General features: G+C 64.7%; 16 protein-coding genes and 1 pseudogene. 10 read left to right on the forward strand and 7 right to left on the reverse strand.

All coding sequences use genetic code 11. From position 1 onward, the window contains the following. Positions 1-31 precede the first annotated feature (31 nt). A complete protein-coding gene (pta, locus tag PMI38_RS18440; protein WP_008097062.1) occupies positions 32-2119 on the reverse strand; it encodes a phosphate acetyltransferase in 2088 nt (695 codons plus the stop codon). A 29-nt stretch (positions 2120-2148) separates the two neighbouring features. Further along, complete coding sequence (locus PMI38_RS27750; protein ID WP_043273915.1) at positions 2149-2436, reverse strand: DUF3565 domain-containing protein; 288 nt, start codon at positions 2434-2436, stop codon at positions 2149-2151. A gap of 12 nt (positions 2437-2448) precedes the next feature. Between PMI38_RS27750 and PMI38_RS18450 the strand changes: the two genes are divergently transcribed. From PMI38_RS18450 to PMI38_RS18460, 3 genes are all read left to right on the forward strand, one after another. Continuing rightward, on the forward strand, positions 2449-2934 hold the full coding sequence (locus tag PMI38_RS18450; protein WP_008097064.1) for an FKBP-type peptidyl-prolyl cis-trans isomerase: 486 nt from the start codon (positions 2449-2451) through the stop codon (positions 2932-2934). 144 nt (positions 2935-3078) lie between these two features. Then, on the forward strand, positions 3079-3561 hold the full coding sequence (locus PMI38_RS18455; protein ID WP_008097066.1) for a glutathione peroxidase: 483 nt from the start codon (positions 3079-3081) through the stop codon (positions 3559-3561). A 223-nt stretch (positions 3562-3784) separates the two neighbouring features. After that, entirely contained in the window at positions 3785-4888 is a 1104-nt protein-coding gene (locus PMI38_RS18460) for an NADH:flavin oxidoreductase (RefSeq protein WP_008097068.1), read from the forward strand. Here PMI38_RS18460 and PMI38_RS18465 read toward each other — a convergent pair. Next, the gene (locus tag PMI38_RS18465) at positions 4857-6071 is read right to left on the reverse strand and encodes a glycosyltransferase family 4 protein (protein WP_008097070.1); all 1215 of its coding nucleotides are present in this window, start codon (positions 6069-6071) and stop codon (positions 4857-4859) included. The two genes, PMI38_RS18460 and PMI38_RS18465, sit on opposite strands and share 32 nt — an antisense overlap. A 178-nt stretch (positions 6072-6249) precedes the next feature. On the opposite strand from PMI38_RS18465, the gene PMI38_RS18470 reads away from it, so the two are divergent. Further along, positions 6250-7566 (forward strand): methyl-accepting chemotaxis protein, encoded by a 1317-nt coding sequence (locus tag PMI38_RS18470; protein WP_008097071.1) that lies wholly within the window; start codon positions 6250-6252, stop codon positions 7564-7566. 31 nt (positions 7567-7597) lie between these two features. Here PMI38_RS18470 and cysZ read toward each other — a convergent pair whose 3' ends face one another. Beyond that, entirely contained in the window at positions 7598-8326 is a 729-nt protein-coding gene (gene cysZ, locus PMI38_RS18475; protein ID WP_008097073.1) for a sulfate transporter CysZ, read from the reverse strand. 332 nt (positions 8327-8658) lie between these two features. Between cysZ and trxB the strand changes: the two genes are divergently transcribed. Continuing rightward, entirely contained in the window at positions 8659-9621 is a 963-nt protein-coding gene (gene trxB, locus PMI38_RS18480; RefSeq protein WP_008097075.1) for a thioredoxin-disulfide reductase, read from the forward strand. 181 nt (positions 9622-9802) lie between these two features. On the opposite strand, the gene nadC is transcribed toward trxB, so the two are convergent. Beyond that, complete coding sequence (nadC, locus tag PMI38_RS18485) at positions 9803-10651, reverse strand: carboxylating nicotinate-nucleotide diphosphorylase (protein ID WP_008097079.1); 849 nt, start codon at positions 10649-10651, stop codon at positions 9803-9805. A gap of 242 nt (positions 10652-10893) precedes the next feature. Here nadC and PMI38_RS18490 point away from each other — a divergent pair, with 242 nt between their 5' ends. From PMI38_RS18490 to PMI38_RS27940, 5 genes and pseudogenes are all read left to right on the forward strand, one after another. Continuing rightward, positions 10894-13050, forward strand: coding sequence for a DUF1631 domain-containing protein (locus tag PMI38_RS18490; protein WP_008097081.1), 2157 nt, complete (start codon positions 10894-10896; stop codon positions 13048-13050). A gap of 100 nt (positions 13051-13150) precedes the next feature. Further along, on the forward strand, positions 13151-13723 hold the full coding sequence (ampD, locus tag PMI38_RS18495) for a 1,6-anhydro-N-acetylmuramyl-L-alanine amidase AmpD (RefSeq protein WP_008097084.1): 573 nt from the start codon (positions 13151-13153) through the stop codon (positions 13721-13723). Next, positions 13720-14550 (forward strand): regulatory signaling modulator protein AmpE, encoded by an 831-nt coding sequence (ampE, locus tag PMI38_RS18500; RefSeq protein ID WP_008097086.1) that lies wholly within the window; start codon positions 13720-13722, stop codon positions 14548-14550. Before ampD ends, ampE begins: the two co-directional genes overlap by 4 nt. Before the next feature lie 1183 nt (positions 14551-15733). After that, a pseudogene (locus tag PMI38_RS27935) lies at positions 15734-15937 on the forward strand (HAMP domain-containing protein); the annotation flags it as partial. 153 nt (positions 15938-16090) lie between these two features. Continuing rightward, the gene (locus PMI38_RS27940; protein WP_443216396.1) at positions 16091-16795 is read left to right on the forward strand and encodes a methyl-accepting chemotaxis protein; all 705 of its coding nucleotides are present in this window, start codon (positions 16091-16093) and stop codon (positions 16793-16795) included. A 114-nt stretch (positions 16796-16909) separates the two neighbouring features. On the opposite strand, the gene PMI38_RS18510 is transcribed toward PMI38_RS27940, so the two are convergent. After that, the gene (locus tag PMI38_RS18510; RefSeq protein WP_008097088.1) at positions 16910-17686 is read right to left on the reverse strand and encodes a TatD family hydrolase; all 777 of its coding nucleotides are present in this window, start codon (positions 17684-17686) and stop codon (positions 16910-16912) included. A gap of 2 nt (positions 17687-17688) precedes the next feature. Further along, entirely contained in the window at positions 17689-18684 is a 996-nt protein-coding gene (gene cra, locus PMI38_RS18515; protein WP_008097089.1) for a catabolite repressor/activator, read from the reverse strand. Between the last annotated feature and the right edge of the window lie 93 nt (positions 18685-18777).

Consider the following 18777-nt stretch of genomic DNA (forward strand, 5'->3'; position numbering starts at 1 on the left):
CGGCGATTGGGCTGCAAAGCAGCCCCAGGCCTCAGCGCACTTCGCTGGCCTGAATCGCGGTCAGGGCGATGGTATGCACGATATCGTCCACCTGCGCCCCCCGTGGCAAGTCGTTCACCGGCTTGCGCAAGCCCTGCAGCATTGGCCCCAGGCTGACCCCGTCGGCACTGCGCTGCACCGCCTTGTGGGTGGTGTTGCCGGTGTTCAGGTCAGGGAATACGAACACCGTCGCGCGTCCGGCCACCGGGCTTTGCGGCGCCAGCTGGCGGGCAATCTGCGGGTTGGCGGCGGCGTCGTATTGAAGCGGCCCATCGATCAGCAAACCGTGGTCCGCGGTTTGCGCCAGGCGCGTTGCTTCGCGCACTTTCTCCACTTCCTCGTCGCTTGCCGAATCGCTTGAGTAACTGATCATCGCCACCCGTGGGGCAATGCCGAAGGCTTGCGCCGAATCGGCGCTCTGCCGGGCGATTTCCGCGAGTTCCTCGGCACTGGGGTGCGGGTTCATCACACAGTCGCCATACACCAGCACCTGCTCGGGAAACAGCATGAAGTACACCGACGACACCAGGCTTGCCCCTGGCGCTGTCTTGATCAACTGCAGGGCAGGGCGGATGGTGTTGGCGGTGGAGTGGACCAGGCCCGACACCAGGCCGTCGACTTCATCCAGCGCCAGCATCATGGTGCCGATCACCACCGGGTCTTCCAGCTGCTGTTCGGCCATGGGCGCGTTGAGGTTCTTGCTCTTGCGCAGGTCGACCATCGGTTCGACATAGCGGCCGCGAATCAGCTCTGGGTCCAGCACTTCCAGGTCGGCTGGCAAAGTGATGCCCTGGGCGCGGGCCACGGCCTCGACTTCCTCGGGCTTGGCCAGCAGCACGCAGCGGGCGATGCCGCGCGCCTGGCAGATCGCGGCGGCCTGTACCAGCAGCGGCTCGGCACCTTCCGGCAGGACGATGCGCTTGTTGGCCTGCTGTGCCCGCTGGATCAGCTGGTAGCGGAATACCGCAGGCGACAGGCGCAGCTCGCGGGGCGTGCCACACCGCTGGTGCAGCCAGGCAGCATCGAGGTGGCTGGCGACGAAATCGGTGATGAACTCGGCGCGTTCGCGGTCGTCCACCGGGATTTCGCGGTTCAGCGAATTGAGCTGGTTGGCCGTGTCATAGGAGCCGGTGCTGACCGACAGGATCGGCAGCCCGGCCTGCAGGGCGCCACGGCACAGGCCAAGAATGCGGGCATCGGGCTTGCTGTCGCTGGTCAGCAGCAGGCCGGCCAGCGGCACGCCATTGATCGCCGCCAGGCTCACGGCCAGGATGATGTCATCGCGATCGCCCGGCGTGACCACCAAGGTGCCCGGGGTGAGCAGCGGCACGGTATTGGCCACGGTGCGGGCGCAGATGATGATCTTGTTCATGCGTCGCTGCTCATAGTCGCCGGCATTGAGCACCTGGGCACCGAGCAGGTCGGCCACATCGCGGGTGCGCGGGGCGTTCAGTTCGGGCTGGTAGGGGATGCAGCCGAGCAGACGGAAGTCGTTGCCGCGCAACAGCGGCGAATGTTCGCGCAGGCGGGTGGCGAAGTCGGCCATGCTTTCGTCGGTGCGCACCTTGTTGAGGATTACCCCGAGCACCTTCGGATCACGCGGGCCGCCGAACAGCTGGGCCTGCAGCTCGACGCGCCCGGACAGTTCGCTGAGCACTTCGTTTTCCGGCGCCGAGACCAGGATCACCTCGGCGTCGAGGCTCTTGGCCAGGTGCAGGTTGACCCGTGCCGCATAGCTGGCATGGCGGGTTGGCACCATGCCTTCGACCACCACCACGTCATTGCCGACACAGGCTTGCTGGTAGAGCCGGATGATTTCTTCGAGCAATTCGTCGAGCTGGCCATCGCCAAGCATGCGCTCGACCTGGGCCAGGCTCAGGGGCATGGGGGGCTTGATGCCGTGGGTGCGGGCGATCAGCTCGGTGGAGCGTTCCGGGCCGGTGTCGCCTGGGTGCGGCTGGGCGATCGGCTTGAAGAAGCCGACCTTGAGCCCGGCGCGCTCCAGCGTGCGCACCAGGCCCAGGCTGATCGAAGTCAGGCCGACACCAAAGTCGGTCGGCGCGATGAAAAATGTCTGCATGTGCTTCTCGAAATAAGCGTTGCAAGGAGTCAACGGCCAAGGGTAGCGCTATCGGCCTGCTGTGCACACCAGCCACAGGCGAAAGCCTGGCCGATGCGCTGCGCCCGTTGCGCCGGGTCGAGCACCCACGGGCGCGCTTGCCAGGGCGGCTGGTGGCGCAGGTGCTGGCTGTGACCGCAGGACAGCTCGACCACCCAGTGGCCGTCCTGGTCCTGATGAAAGCCCGTGATCCGACTGGTGGGTCGCCCCTCGTCCGAGGCGCGTTCGCAATCAGGCGATGCCTTGGTTACACTTGTGAGTTCTACATTCTTATGCAAAAGGTCTTACCCATGCTGATCGCCGCCAACAAGGCTGTCTCCATCGACTATACCCTGACCAACGACGCTGGGGAGGTCATTGACAGCTCCTCCGGCGGTGCACCGCTGGTATACCTGCACGGTGCTGCCAACATCATCCCGGGCCTGGAAAAAGCCCTGGAAGGCAAACAGGCTGGTGACGAGCTGGAAGTTGCCATCGAGCCGGAAGAGGCCTACGGCGAGTACCTGGCCGAGCTGGTCAGCACCCTGAACCGTAGCCTGTTCGAAGGCGTCGACGAGCTGGAAGTGGGCATGCAGTTCCACGCTTCGGCGCCGGACGGCCAGATGCAGATCGTGACCATCCGCGACATCGACGGCGACGACGTCACCGTCGACGGCAACCACCCACTGGCTGGCCAGCGCCTGAACTTCAAGGTCAAGGTCATCAATGTGCGTGATGCCAGCGAAGAAGAAATCGCTCACCGCCACATCCATGGCGAAGGTGGCCATCACCACTGATTTTCTGCGCTAAGCTCAGAAGGTCGCCAGGCGCTCGGACAAGCCGGCTCGCCTCCCTGTGGGAGGTGCACGGCTTGGAGGAGCGCCTTTTTAGTGGGCGCAATTCGCCCCAGCGGCAACCGGGAACCTGAGAGGGGATACAACATGAGTGCATTTCACGACCTGACATTGAAGGCGCTGAACGGACAGGACCTGCCTCTGGCACCGTTCAAGGGCCAGGTGGTGCTGGTGGTCAATGTCGCCTCCAAGTGTGGCCTGACGCCGCAATACGCCTCGCTCGAAAAGCTCCAGCAGCAGTTCAAGGGCAAAGGGTTCAATGTGCTTGGCCTGCCCTGCAACCAGTTCGCCGGCCAGGAGCCTGGCAGCGAAAAAGAAATCCAGGATTTTTGCAGCCTCAACTATGGGGTGAGCTTCCCGCTGGGCGCCAAGCTCGAGGTCAACGGGCCGCAGCGTCACTCGTTGTACCGACTGCTGGCGGGCGAGGGGGCCGAGTTTCCTGGCGACATCACCTGGAATTTCGAGAAGTTCCTGGTGGGCAAGGATGGGCGGGTGCTGGCGCGTTTCGCCCCGCGTACCGCGCCGGATGATCCGACTGTGGTGCAGGCCATCGAGAAAGCGTTGGGCTGATTACCCGGGGGCGCCTCGCGCCCATTCGCGGGACAAGCCCGCTCCCACAGGTACAACACAGCCCTTGGATACTGTGAATCACCTGTGGGAGCGGGCTTGTCCCGCGAATGGGGTGCGAAGCGCCCCCAGCGATACACCAGAATCACTCAAATCAATAATGCTGGGCTCAGCTCCCCACTGCCCCTAACCTCAGGCGCATTTCCTCCCCCAGACGGAAGCGCCCATGTCCACCAATCCCCTGTTCCAACCCTTCACCCTCGGCGCGCTCGAGCTGCCGACCCGTGTCGTCATGGCGCCCATGACCCGTACGTTCTGCCCCAGTGGCGTCCCCCATGCCGGTGTGGTCGAGTACTACCGCCGCCGCGCCGCCGCTGGCGTGGGCCTGATCATCACCGAGGGCACCACGGTCGAGCACAAGGCCGCCAACGGTTACCCCAATGTTCCGCGCTTTCACGGTGAAGACGCCTTGGCAGGCTGGAAGCAGGTGGTCGATGCGGTCCATGCCGAAGGCGGGCGAATCGTCCCGCAGCTCTGGCACGTAGGCGCGGTGCGCCGCCTGGGCACCGCGCCGGACGTCAGCGTGCCGGGCTACGGACCGAGCGAGAAGGTCAAGGATGGCCAGGTACTGGTGCAGGGCATGAGCCACGACGATATCCGTGAAGTGATCGCCGCCTTCGCCCAGGCCGCCCGTGATGCCCAGGCCATCGGCATGGACGGCGTGGAGATCCATGGTGCCCACGGTTACCTGATCGACCAGTTCTTCTGGGCCGCCAGCAACCGCCGTGACGATGAATACGGTGGCGACCTGGCTGGCCGCTCGCGCTTCGCCATCGAGCTGATCCAGGCCGTGCGGGCGGCGGTGGGGCCAGACTTCCCGATCATCTTCCGGTTCTCGCAATGGAAGCAGCAGGACTACAGTGCGCGCCTGGTGGAAACGCCAGAGGCCTTGGCCGCCTTCCTCAAGCCATTGTCCGACGCGGGTGTGGATATCTTCCACTGCTCCACTCGGCGTTTCTGGGAACCGGAGTTCGAAGGCTCGGCATTGAACCTGGCCGGCTGGACGCGCCAACTGACCGGCAAACCGACCATCACCGTGGGCAGCGTGGGGCTCGATGGCGAGTTCCTGCAGTTCATGGTCGATACCGACAAAGTGGCCAAGCCAGCCAGCCTGGAAGGCCTGCTGCGCCGCCTGGGCGACGAGGAGTTCGACCTGGTAGCGGTGGGCCGGGCCTTGCTGGTGGACGCCGAATGGGCGCAGAAAGTGCGCCAGGGCCGTGAGGCAGACGTGCTGCCGTTCAGCCGCGAGGCGCTGTCGACCCTGGCTTGATGGCCAAGGCAGTGTCTGTCACCGGGCTGCTGGCGGGCAGCGCGCGGCAGGCATTGCTCAGGTGCATCTCGAACTGCTCGACGATCGCTGGCCAGCCCTGACGGCTGGCATGCTGGCGCGCGTTGAGTCGAACCCGGCGCAAGGTTTCGCTTTCTTCCAGCAACCAGCAGGCCGCATCGATGAAGGCAGCCTGGTCGCCGGGCATGGCCAGGGCACCACTGTGGCCATGGCGAATGTGCTGCGCAGCGGCGGCCTCGTCGTAGGCGACCACCGCCAGGCCCGAAGCCATGGCTTCGAGCACCACGTTGCCGAAGGTTTCGGTCAGGCTCGGGAACAGGAACAGGTCGCCGCTGGCGTAATGCTCGGCCAAGGTCTCACCCCGCTGCGCGCCGCAGAACAGCGCTTCCGGCAGTTGTTGTTCCAAGGCTGCCCGTTGAGGGCCGTCACCGACGACGATCAGGCGCAAGCGCTGCTGTGGATAAGTTTTCTGCAGCGCCGCCATGCAAAGGCGCAGCAGTGCCAGGTTCTTTTCCGCAGCCAGGCGCCCGACATGCAGCACTGCAATGTCATCCGCACCAAGCCCCCAGGCCTCGCGCAGTGACTGGCTGCGCCGGGCCGGGTTGAACAGGCAGGCATCGACCCCGCGGGCCATCAGCGCCAGGCGCTCGAAGCCGCGGCGTTCCAGCTCCACGCGTTGGCTGGCGCTGGGCACCAGGGTGGCGACGGTGCGCCGGTGGAACCAGCGCAGGTAGTGGGTGAGCAGGCGTGCCAGCAGGCCGAGGCCATACTGGCCGGAATACTGCGGAAAGTTGGTGTGGAAGCCACTGACCACCGGTACGCCCAGGCGCCGGGCCGCGCGCAGCGCGCTGAGCCCCAGCGGGCCTTCGGTGGCGATGTACAGCACGTCCGGGCGCTGCCTGCGCCAACGCCGCAGCAGGGTGTGCATCGACACTTCGCCCCACTGCAGGCCGGGGTAGCCGGGCAGCGCCCAGCCGCGGCACAGCAGCAGCTGCTGGTCGTTATCCACAGGCACTTCGCCCGCCTGGCGCGGCCGCACGACCTCCACGTGATGGCCACGCTGACGCAGTCCGTCGCTCAGGCGGCCAAGGGTATTGGCCACCCCATTGATTTCGGGGGGGAAGGTCTCGCTGACCAGGGTGATGCGTAGGGCAGGTGTATTCATGAGAAAAAGTGTCCGCCTGCTGCATTGCGCGCTTGTGACGGCCGCATGACATGCAGATGACGGCTGAACGCCGGCCATTTCAGCTGTGTGAATTTTTCCTTGCAGGCTGCTCAAGAACCCCCGCCGGGCAGCCGATGAAGTTGCACTCGATCAGGTTATGCGCTCCGGGAGAGCGGGAATGTTCAACAGCAAGCTCAAGAAAGAAATCCAGCAACTGCGTGAGGAGCTGCTGTGCGTCGAGCAGGTCAAGCACAGCCTGGACAGCGAAATGCTGGTACTGCAACTCGACCCCCAAGGTCGCATCGAGGAGGTCAATGGCAACTTCGAAAAAGAGATGCTCTACCGTGCCGAACAACTGATCGGACGCAATATCGAAGAGATCGTGCCGGCGCATGTGAAGCAGCTCGATTTCTACCAGCGCATGAAAAGCGCCATCAGCCGTGGTGAGCACCTCAACGGGGCGTTCCGCCTGCAGCGCGGCAATGGCGAGGAAGCCTGGCTGCGCTCGATCCTGCAACCGGTCAAGACCGCTGACGGCCGGATCAAGTACTTTTCCCTGCATTCCAGTGACCTGACCCGCACCATCGAGACCTCGCGCGAACACGAGAGCCTGATCAAGGCATTGATGCGCTCCACCGCCGTGATCGAATTCAACCTCGATGGCCAGGTGCTGACGGCCAACGAGCGTTTCCTGCAAACCCTGGGTTACAGCCTGGAGCAGGTACGCGGCAAGCATCACCGCATGTTCTGTGAGCCGGAGGAGGCCAGCTCTTCGGGCTACCAGGCGTTCTGGGACGAGTTGCGCCGCGGCGAATACGTGGCCGAACGTTTCAAGCGCGTCGACGCCCATGGGCGAACCGTCTGGCTGGAAGCGTCCTACAACCCGATCTTCGATACCCACGACGTGCTGTACAAAGTCGTCAAGTTCGCCACCGTCATCACCGATCAGGTCAACCAGGAGCAGGCCGTGGCGCAGGCAGCGGACATCGCCTATACCACCTCGCTGGAAACCGACCACAGCGCGCGCAAGGCCACCGATGTGGTGACCCAGACCGTGGAAGTGATGCGCGGCCTGGAGGGCTCGATGCAGGACGCCGCCGAAGGCATACAGGCGCTGGACAAGCAGTCGAAGGTGATCGGCGCGATCATCAAGACCATCAGCGACATCGCCGGCCAGACCAACCTGCTGGCGCTCAACGCCGCCATCGAGGCCGCCCGCGCCGGCGAACAGGGCCGCGGTTTTGCCGTGGTCGCCGACGAAGTGCGCCAGCTGGCGTCACGCACCAGCAGCGCCACCGAAGAGATCGCCAAGGTGGTTCAGCAGAACGAGCAGCTGGCTCAGGCGGCGGTGGACATCATCGATACCAGCAAGCGCCAGGCCGAACAGGGGCTGGCGCTGGCGGCGGATACCGGTGGGGTGATCGTCGAGATTCAGGAAGGGGCGAAGAAGGTGGTGGATGCGGTGGGGCAGTTTTCCAGTCAGCTGAGTCAGTGAGCAAAGGCGCCGCGATGCGGCGCCATGGTCTTCAGTTGCGCTCCCGCACCCAGAACAACGTAGCCCCCGCCACCGCTGCAGGCATCATCAGGATATTGACGAACGGGATCATCAGCGCGAGATAGGTGATCCCGCCGAAGCCCATGCTTTGCCAGCGCTTCTGCCGCAACCAGGCCAGCATGTCCTGCCAGCTCATCTTGTTGTTGTCCGCCGGGTAGTCGATGTACTGGATGGCCATCATCCACACGCCGAAGATCAGCCACAGCGGCGCGGCGATCACGTTGACCACCGGGATGAACGACAGGATGAACAGGCCGATGGCGCGCGGCAGGAAGTAGCCGAGCTTGCGCATCTCGCGGCCGAAGGTCCGCGGCACCATGGCTATCAGTTCACCCCAGCTGAACGCCGGGAAGTTGTCCTGGCCGCGCACCACCACCTCGACCTTCTCGGCCAGGAACCCGTTGAACGGCGCGGCGATGATGTTGGCCACCAGGGTGAAGGTGAAGAACACCATCAGCACCAGCAAGGCGACGAACAGCGGCCAGAGGATGTAGTTGAGGAAGCTCAACCAGCTCGGCAGGGTCGGCATCAGGGTGTCGAGCCACAGGCTGAACTGGTGCCCGGCGAAGTAGATCAGGCCGCCGAACAGCAGCAGGTTGATCGCCAAAGGCAGCAGCACGAACAACCGCAGGTTGGGGCTCAGCACCAGTTTCAGGCCTTCGCGCAGGTATTGGGGGCCAGAGAGGACAGGGGCTTGCATCGAGACGCTCCGCAGAGAAGGAAAACGCGCTGACCTTACCGAGTTTGTTGCGCCGACGAAAGGCAGGCGACCATGAAGAAACCACCTGTAACAAATGCCCCAGAGCGGTTTTTACCCGATGAAATCCGCAGATAGAGGATGCCTATGAGGTGGATTGTCGAAGGATATTTCCTTAATCTCTGCCACCTCGCTACAGTGCGCTCAACTTTCCGCTTTCTGGACCTGCGCGTTGTAGCCTTCCCCAAGTGCTGCGTGGGTCCTTTTTAACTTTCCAGCTGGCGCCGCCGGTATCCCGATGCTGGCCCCTGCGCCCCGCTCGACAGGAGTTCGACATGTCTGAAGTACGTCATTCGCGCGTCATCATCCTCGGTTCCGGCCCTGCCGGTTACAGCGCCGCGGTCTATGCCGCCCGTGCCAACCTCAAGCCGCTGCTGATCACCGGCATGCAGGCCGGCGGCCAGCTGACCACCACCACCGAAGTCGACAACTGGCCGGGCGACCCCCACGGCCTGACCGGCCCGGCGCTGATGCAGCGCATGCAGGAGCACGCCGAGCGCTTCGAGACCGAGATCGTCTTCGACCATATCAATGCCGTCGACCTGGCCAACAAGCCGTACACCCTGCAGGGTGACAGCGGCAAGTACACCTGCGACGCGCTGATCATCGCCACTGGCGCCAGCGCGCGTTACCTGGGCCTGCCGTCGGAAGAAGCGTTCATGGGCAAAGGCGTTTCCGCCTGCGCAACCTGCGACGGCTTCTTCTACCGCAACAAGCCGGTAGCGGTTGTCGGCGGCGGCAACACCGCCGTGGAAGAGGCGCTGTACCTGGCCAACATCGCCAGCAAGGTGACCCTGGTGCACCGTCGCGAGACCTTCCGCGCCGAGAAGATCCTGGTCGACAAGCTCAACGCCCGTGTGGCCGAAGGCAAGATCGAGCTCAAGCTCAACGCCACCCTGGACGAAGTGCTGGGCGACAACATGGGCGTGACCGGTGCGCGCCTGAAGAACAACGATGGCAGCAGCGACGAAATCAAGGTCGACGGCGTGTTCATCGCCATTGGCCACACCCCGAACACCTCGCTGTTCGAAGGCCAGCTGACCCTCAAGGACGGCTACCTGGTGGTCAACGGTGGCCGTGAAGGCAACGCCACCGCGACCAACGTCGAAGGCGTGTTCGCCGCCGGTGACGTGGCTGACCACGTTTACCGCCAGGCCATTACCTCGGCGGGCGCAGGCTGCATGGCGGCGCTGGATGTCGAGCGTTACCTGGACGGGCTGGCCAACGCCTCGTTCTGATTCATGGGCATAAAAAAACCGGCCATCTGGCCGGTTTTTTTTGCCTGGAATCTTCTGCGGCTGTAATGGCCTCTTCGCGGGGCAAGCCCGCTCCCACAGTGACACCACATGACTCAAGTCCGAAGTGATCCTGTGGGAGCGGGCTTGCCCCGCGAAGAGGCCAGTACAGCCACTGCCTCTCTTAAAGGCTCAACCGCATCGACAGGTCCACAGCCTTCACATCCTTGGTCATGGCACCAATCGAGATGTAATCCACCCCCGTCTCGGCGATCACCCGCAGGGTGCTCTCGTTCACCCCACCACTGGCTTCGAGCTTGGCCTTGCCCGCAGTGATGCGCACCGCTTCGCGCATTTCGTCCAGGGTCAGTTCATCGAGCATGATGATATCGGCACCGGCCGCCAGCGCCTGGCGCAGTTCGTCCAGGCTTTCCACCTCGATTTCCACGGGTTTGCCCGGCGCGATGCGGTGCGCCGCCGTCACGGCCTCGGCCACGCCACCACTGGCGGCGATGTGGTTTTCCTTGATCAGGAAGGCATCGTAAAGGCCGATGCGGTGGTTGTGGCAACCGCCGCAGGTCACGGCGTACTTCTGCGCCAGGCGCAGGCCGGGGAGGGTCTTGCGGGTGTCGAGCAAGCGCACCTGGGTGTCGCCGACCAGGTCGGCGAGAAAGCGCGCGCGGGTGGCCACGCCCGACAGCATCTGCAGGAAGTTCAGCGCACTGCGCTCGCCGCTGAGCAGCGAACGGGCCGGGCCTTCGAGGTGGAACAGCGGCTGGTTGGCGGTGGCGCGGTCGCCGTCGCTCACCTGCCAGTGCACCGCTACACGCGGGTCGAGCTGGCGGAACACGGCATCGACCCAAGCAGTGCCGGCAATCACGCAATCTTCACGGGTGATGATGGTGGCCTTGGCCAGGCGCTCGGCCGGGATCAGCTGCGCGGTGATGTCGCCACTGCCAATGTCCTCCAGCAGCGCGCGGCGCACGTTGGCTTCGATCTCGGCGGTCAGGTCGGCAAGGCGTAGGTTCGGCATGTTCGGCTCCACAAGCAAGATGCCGGCGATTATAGGGCAGGGGGCCGGTGTGTACAGCGGCCTTGCAGCTGACCTTTGGTCAGGCCGGCTGAGCATTTGCTCAAAAGCAGGGTCTTTGAGCAGCAAGCGAAGAGCCGCTGGCAGCTGTCAGTTTTTTTACCGATAATGACGCCCAGTATTTGGCGTCATAGCTTTGACGATGATTTGCGCCATCGCACTCATCACCCAGCAAGGAGTCCGGGATGCATAAAGAAGGCAAGGTGGTGCCCTTGGCGGCCGCCATCGATCGAGGCGCGCGCACGCCCTTGCCTTGCCTCCCGGTGTTGCTCCTGCAGATTCGCGACAAGGCTGCTCTCCAACTGCGCCTAGGCCTGCAGGCACTGTTCGACAATGCCGACGACACCCTCTTCGAGATGGCTGACAAGGCGCTCGACCGGCATGACCAGAACCTCTATTTCGAAGCCATGCGTGACCTGCGTCTGAAGCGCAAGAGCATCGAGCGGGGCTTCCTCGACAGCTTCCATGCCACCTTCGCACTTATCGGCCAGGTCGATCCCCTGGGGGAGGCCGACAGCCTTGGCGACAACGCGCAACGGGAGCGCGCAGCCGCCGTCGACGGCATGGTCGCGCGGGTGTTGTCGCGCGACGGTGTTGCCTTCGCACAATTGGGCCTGCGTTTGCAGAGTCTGATCGAACGGCCGCTGGCCGAGCGGCAAAACCCACTTGGGCCAGCTGCACTGTGCAGGTACTTCCTGGATGCCGGGCGTAGCCTGGGTGTCGGTCTGCGGGTCAAGCTGATCCTGCTGACCTTGTTCGAACGCTATGTGTTGCGTGACGTCGACGTGCTGTATGGCGAGGCCAACCAGTTGCTGGCTGCCGCCGGTGTGCTGCCAGAGCTCACGCCCGCACCGCGCCGGCGTGCCGAGGACCGTCGCCAGATCGCCCAGCGGGTGAAGGCCAACCTGTCGGCGGACGATGCCATTGGCGCGGACAACGCCGGCCAGGCGTTCTTCGCCTCGCTGCAAGTGCTCCTGGCGCCGGCTCGCGAGCGTATCGCGCCGCGCCTGCAGGCCCATGGAGCAGCGCAACCGATCAATACCGCCGACCTGCTGCGCCTGCTTTCGCACCTGCAGTGCTACGTGCCTGCCACGGTCGAGGATGACGACTTCGACCTCGGCCAGCAGCTCGAGCAGCTGCTGTTGCGGGTCAGCGTGCGCAGCGGTACCCGTCGGTGCATCGCCACGGCCGACGTTGACATGATCAACCTGGTCGGCCTGCTGTTCGCGTCCATTCAGGCCGACGACAACGTGCCGCTGAGCCTGCGTGCGCTGCTCGCACGGCTGCACATTCCGCTGCTCAAGGTGGCCTTGCTGGACAGCGGGCTGTTCAGCAAGGCCAGCCACCCGGCTCGGCGCCTGCTCAACGAGATCGCTGCCGTGGCGATCGGTTGGGATACCGGCGGCGAGGGCCTGCGGGACAGCTTGCACGCGCGGGTGGAGCGGATCGTTCAGCGCCTGCTCAACGATTTCTCCGAAGACCCGGCGCTGTTCGCCGAGCTGCTTGAAGATTTTCACGCCTTCAGCCATGACGAGCGTCGTCGTAACGAACTGCTCGAACAACGCACCCGCGACGCCGAAGAAGGGCGCGCCCGCGCCTTGCAGGCCCGCCTGCAGGTGCAGCAGGCGCTCAACCAGCGCCTGCATGGGCGTGTGCTGCCGCAGGTGGTGGTGCAGATGCTGGTGCAGTCCTGGAGCCAGGTGCTGTTGCTCGCCTGGCTGAAGCACGGCGAGGCCTCCCAGGCGTGGCACGACGCACTGGCGACCATGGACAGGCTGCTCGCCAGCATCACCCCGCACCCCGAGCCGGAGACCTTGCTGCAACAGGTGCCAGGCTTGCTCAAGGCGCTGCGCGACGGCCTGGCCGGGGTGGCGCTGGACTCGGCGGCCACCCGCGAATTCTTCCTGCAGCTGGAGCAACTGCACCTGCGCGCCTGCGTCGGGGCGCCGGGCATGGCCGGTAGCGCTGATCCGGCGTTGGCCGAGGTGCAAGTGGATGAAGCGATCGTGCTGGCCATCGCCGAAGCGCCCACCTGTGCGCCGCTGCGCCCGCTCGACGAGCAGGCCGTGGAATGGCGCGTGGTGCGGCACCTGCGTATCGGCACCTGGGTCGAGGTACGCGACGATGACGAGCCGCTGCGCTGCAAGCTGGTGGCGCGTATCGACAGCAGCGACCGCCTGGTCTTTGCCAACCGTACCGGCATGAAGGTGCGCGAATGGAATGCCGCCGGCCTGGCCCTGGCGTTGCGCCGCGGTGAAGTGCGGGTGCTGGATGACGGGCTGCTGTTCGAGCGGGCGTTGGGGGCCGTGCTCGAAAGCTTGCGCCAGCAACAGGTTCATTGAAGGCAGTCGCGCTGCCGGCATTACAATGATTCACATGCAATGCGCCGCCTGGGCAGGGCATACTGCCGTTCTGTACCCGGCGTTTTTCAGGATTTTCCCCATGCAATTGGACCGTGCCACTGGCTGGTTCCACGGAATCGGAATCACCCACTGCCCCTCGCCGAACTTCAATGCCCGCCCCGAGGGCGAATCGATTTCCCTGCTGGTGATCCACAACATCAGCCTGCCGCCCGCCTGTTTTGGCAGCGGCAAGGTGCAGGCCTTCTTCCAGAACCGCCTGGACCCCGATGAACATCCCTACTTCGCCAGCATCAGCCACCTGACCGTGTCGGCGCACCTGTTCGTCGAGCGTGACGGCGCCGTGACCCAGTTCGTATCCCTGCTCGAACGCGCCTGGCATGCCGGGGTTTCGCGCTTCGACGGGCGTGAAGGCTGCAACGACTTTTCCATCGGTATCGAGCTGGAAGGCACCGACGATCTGCCCTATACCGATGCCCAGTACGCCGTGCTGGCGCAACTGACCCGGCACATCCAGGCGGCCTGGCCGGCGATCGACCTGGGGCGTATTCAGGGCCACAGCGACATCGCCCCGCAACGCAAGACCGACCCCGGCCCGGCTTTCGATTGGCCGCGCTATCGCGCCGACGTGAAGGACAACGAGGACAAGGCATGAGTTTTCTGGTGTTGTTGCTGGCACTGTGGGTCGAGAAGTTCTCTGCCCTGCGCCATCAGGTGCAACGGGATGGTTTCTTCCTGGGTGAACTGGTACGCCTGGAGCGCAGCGGCAAGGTGCATCCCTGGTGGACCCTGGCCATTCTGGTATTGGCGCCGGTGGCGCTGCTGGTGTTGCTGCTGCATGTGCTCGATCCGGTGGCCTACGGCTTGCTGGCCTTGCCGGTGCACCTGCTGGTGCTGATCTACAGCCTGGGCCGTGGCGATGCCAAGGCATCCCTCGGGCCATTCCGTGATGCCTGGCGGCGGGGTGACGACCAGGCCGCGCTGCATGTGGCCGAGCGCGACCTGGGGCTGGCGGCCGACGAGCCGCACAGCCTGCTGGTGCGGGTGCAGGGCAACCTGTTGTGGCAGGTGTACCAAGGCTTCTTCGCGGTGATTTTCTGGTACTTCGTGTTGGGTCCTGGCGCCGCGCTGGCTTATCGCTTGCTGGCACTGACAGCCGAGCACAGCGGCCAGCCTGCGCTCAAGGCCCGTGCCGAGCAATTGCGCCATGTGATGGACTGGCTGCCGGTCCGGCTGCTGGCCATGAGTTTCGCCCTGGTAGGCAACTTCCTCGCGGTGACCCGCGTCATGCTGCACGAGGTGCTCAACTGGCATATCAGTGCGGCGCATCTGGTGGCCAGGGTCGGGCGGATTGCCGACGACATTCCCGATCAGGAAGATAGCCAGCGTGGCCTGGGGCGGCTGGATAGCCTGTGGGAATTGCTGCTGCGCGCTGCCGTGCTGTGGTATGCGGGCTTTGCCTTGTGGACGGTGCTGGTCTGAGCTGACCTGCTTTCCCCCTGTGGGAGCCGGCTTGCCGGCGATAGGGCCCGAACAGGCAACCCAAAAAACAGTGTCGTGCCTGCACAGGCCTCATCGCCGGCAAGCCGGCTCCCACAGGGATGGGGCAAGCCGCCGGTTAACCTTAAGTTACAAACCTCCGATTCGATCTGCGCTATAACAGGGTGGCCTAGTGCTATCCCTCGCAGAATAACAAGAATCCATGGAGGTGCCCGTGAAGCGTTCGCTCTACCCGGCAATCGCACTGATGAACCGGCTGAGCTTCGGCCAGAAGTTCAGCCTGATCAGCGTCCTGTTCTTCCTGCCCATGCTGGCCACCAGCGTTTACCTGGTCCGCGACGCGTACCGGCAGTTCCATTTCACCCGCGCCGAGTTGCAAGGCATAGGCCCGTTGAGCGGCAGCCTGGCACTGCGCGCGGACTTGGAGACCCTCGGCAACCTGGTGCAGATCAATACGGCGCTGGGCCAGTCCGGCAAGGCCGGCGACCTGGAGTCGCGCATCGCAATCTTGCAGGACAAGGTCCAGGCGCAGCTGCAGGCGCTGGCAGGCGAGGAGTCGGTCCCTCAGGACAAGCGCGAAGAGCTGGCCAGCACATTGGCCAGTGCGCGGGGCGAGTCGTCGTTGCTGAGCAAGGCTGCGCTTTTCGACAAACTGCTGGTGCAGGCCCAGGTGCTGAGCAGGCAGGTGGCCAGCCAGTCGGGTCTGAGCCTGGACAGCCAGGCGTCGGTGCGGCAGCTGATCGATGTGCTCGGCGTAGCCACGGCCCAGGCCAACCAGGCCTTGGGCGAAGGGCGAGTGATGGGTTCCGTTGCGCTTGGCCGAGGTTTCATCGACTCGTCCGGCAGCGCTCGTTTCGAAGATCTGTTGCAACGCCTGGAGCGCCTGGCCGCAGACTATGCCCTGCGCCTGGACGATGCCCTGGCCAGTGACCCAGCTGCCACGTCAGGCCTGGCGGCAGTCGCCAAGGCCAGCCAGGCAACCATCAGGCAAGCGGCTGCCTACTTCGAGGAACAGGTAGTGGTGGCCGAAACCCTGGAGGCGCCCTGGCCGGCCTTCTACCAGCAGGTCACCGATCTGATGGCCCACACCTATCGCCTGAACGACGCCGTCATTGCCCATGTTCAGGGGCAACTGCAGGAGCGTCTTGTCGAGCAGCGCTGGCGCATGGTCGGCCTGGGCACCGTGCTGGCAGGCGTTTTTGCGCTGATCGTCTATCTGTATGGCGGTTTCTACGTATCGACCCGGGCGACCCTGCGCAATCTGGGCGGCGCCATGGACAAGGTGGCGGCGGGTGACATGACGGTCAGTTTCCAGGGCCACAGCCGTGATGAACTGGGCGAGCTGGGGCGGGACTTCAGCGAAACGGTGCAGCGTATCCGCGGCCTGATCGATCAGGTCGGCCGCACCGTGGTGGCCGTCGAGGAGCAGGCCGGACAGGTGCTGGCGGTATCGGCGCGAAGCAACCAGGCGGTCAGCGGCCAGCGTGAGCAGATCGAGCAGGTCGCCACGGCGATGAACCAGATGACGGCCACCGCCCAGGAAGTGGCGCGCAGCGCGGCGCTGGCCGCCGGTGGTGCGCAGCAGGTCAATCAGGAAAGCGCCAATGGCCGTAGCCTGGTGCAAAGCCAGCAGGGCAGCATTGGCCGGCTGGCTGCCGAAATCGACCAGACGGTGCTGGCGATCAACCAGCTGGCAGACGACAGCCAGGCGATTGGCCAGGTGCTGGAGGTGATCCGCAGCATTGCCGAGCAGACCAACCTGCTGGCGCTCAATGCCGCCATCGAGGCGGCCCGGGCCGGTGAGCAGGGCAGGGGCTTTGCCGTGGTCGCCGATGAGGTGCGCACCTTGGCCCGGCGTACCCAGGACTCCACGGCGCAGATCGCGCAGATGATCCAGCGCCTGCAGGACGGGGTCGGTGCGGCCGTGCGGGCCATGGGCAGCAGCCATCAGATGGCGACGGCGACGGTCGAGGAAGCGCGCCAGGTGCAGCAGGCGCTGGGCAATATCCTGGGGGCGGTGGGGGGCATCGTCGAGCAGAACCAGCAGATTGCGGCGGCGGTCGAGCAGCAGACGGCGGTGGCCCACGACATCGATCGCAATATTGTCGCGATCAACCGGGCGGCGCAGGACACCACGCTGGGGGCTTGCCAGACCGAGGATGCCAGCCGGGCGTTGTCGCAGCAGGTGGTGGAGTTGAAGCGGGTGATTGGGGCATTCAAGGTCTAGGTTTGGTCAATGCCGGCCCTTTCGCGGGGCAAGACCGCTCCCACAGGTATCGTGCTGTAGACGAAAGCATCGGTGTACCTGTGGGAGCGGGCTTGCCCCGCGAAAGGGCCAGTGCTACCAGCCAAACAGCTCACAGGCATTCTTGCTGCTGGCGTCCGCCAAGACTTCTGCCTCGATGCCCATGAGTTCGGCCAGCGCCCCGGCAATCTCAGGCAAGTGCTCGGGGCTGTTGCGCTGCCCGGCGAACATCGCTGGCGCCATGTCCGGCGAGTCGGTCTCCAGCACGATGCTCTCCAGCGGCAACCGCGCAATGGTCTTGCGCAACCGCAACGCCTGCGGCCAGGTCGCCGCACCGCCCAACCCAAGCCTGAAACCAAGCTTGATGTACTCGCGCGCCTCTTCATAGCTGCCGGCGAAGGCATGGATGACCCCCGCCCGCGCAGGCTTGTAGCGCTTGAGCGTGGCAATCACCTGGGCATGGCTGCGGCGCACATGCAGCAGGACGGGCAGCGCGAAGTCACAGCCCATTTGCAACTGTGCTTCGAACAATGCCTGCTGGCGCGCCTTGTCCAGATCTTCGAGGTAATAGTCCAGGCCGAACTCGCCCACGGCGCACAGCCGCGGGTCACCGTGCAGGCGCTCCAGCCATTCGCGCAACTGAACCAGGTGTTCGGGGCGATGCTGGTCCAGGTAGACCGGGTGCAACCCCAGTGCCGCCTGCACCCGCGCTTCGCTGCACGCCAGGTCCCAGACCCGCTGGAAATTGGCCTGGTAGACCCCAAGCACCACCATCCGCTGCACACCGCGCGCCGCCGCATTGGCCAGCAGGCGCGAGCGGTCGGCGTCGAAGTCAGGGAAGTCCAGGTGCGTGTGGGTGTCGATCAGGCGCATGTTCAGCCTGCTGCAATGCGTTGCTTGAAGGTTCGACCAATGGCATGCACGCCGGGTTCGTAGCGTTTTTCTTCGATCGCGGCCAGGGCCAGCTCCAGCGCTGTGGCGGCAATCAGGCCATGCTGCTGGGCCATGGCATTGACCGGCAGCGGCAGGAAGTCGAGCAGCTGGTTGTCACCGAAGGTGCCCAGTTGCAGGTGGCGCGAATCGGCCGGACGCGCTTGCAGGGTGTCGAACACGCCTTGCAGCAGCACATAGGACGTGGTGACCAGGGCCTCTGGCAGCCCGCCCAGCTCATCGATCAGTTGCGCCATCAGACGTTGGCCGCACGCACGGCTGAAAGCCTCACCCTCGTAGCGACGCACGTCACCGGCAAAACCTTGCAAGGCTTCGTCGAAACCGCCGGCGCGGGCCTGGCTGACCGACAGCTCAGGACGCGCGCCGATCAACGCGATGCTGCGCGGTGCGGTGGCCAACAGGCTGCCGGCCAACTGGCGGCTGGCATCGCGGTCGTCACTGATGACCGAGCAGAAGTGCGTCGGGTCCAGGCGTCGGTCGATGGCGATCACCGGCAGGCCTTTGTCCTGCAGTTCGCGGTAGCTGTCGTCCTCTGGCGGCAGGCAGCTGGCGACGAACAGGGCATCGCAGCGCCGGGCACGGAACAGCTGCTGCAGTTGGCGCTCGCTGTCCGGTTGGTCGTCGCTGCTGGCAATCAGCAACTGGTAGCCACGGGCACGGGCGCCTTGTTCCAGTTGTTTGGCGATGCGGGCGTAGCTGGGGTTCTCCAGATCCGGGAGAATGAAGCCCAAGGTACGGGTGTGCCGGCTGCGCAGGCCTGCGGCCTGTGGGTTGGGCGTGAAGCCATGGGCCTCGACCACCGCGCGCACACGCTCGACAGTGCTGTTGCTGATGCGCTGCTGTTCGGCCTTGCCATTGATGACGTAACTGGCAGTGGTCACGGACACACCGGCCAGACGGGCGATATCGCTGAGTTTCACCGAGTTTTCCTTGTTATTACCGGGACTGGTCGTGGGACAGGACCGAGTAGTTTGACCCGAGCAGGCTGCCACGCGCAGACGACCATTGTCGCA

Origin of the sequence: Pseudomonas sp. GM84, from assembly GCF_000282535.1 — a bacterium.
Classification (GTDB): Bacteria; Pseudomonadota; Gammaproteobacteria; order Pseudomonadales; family Pseudomonadaceae; genus Aquipseudomonas.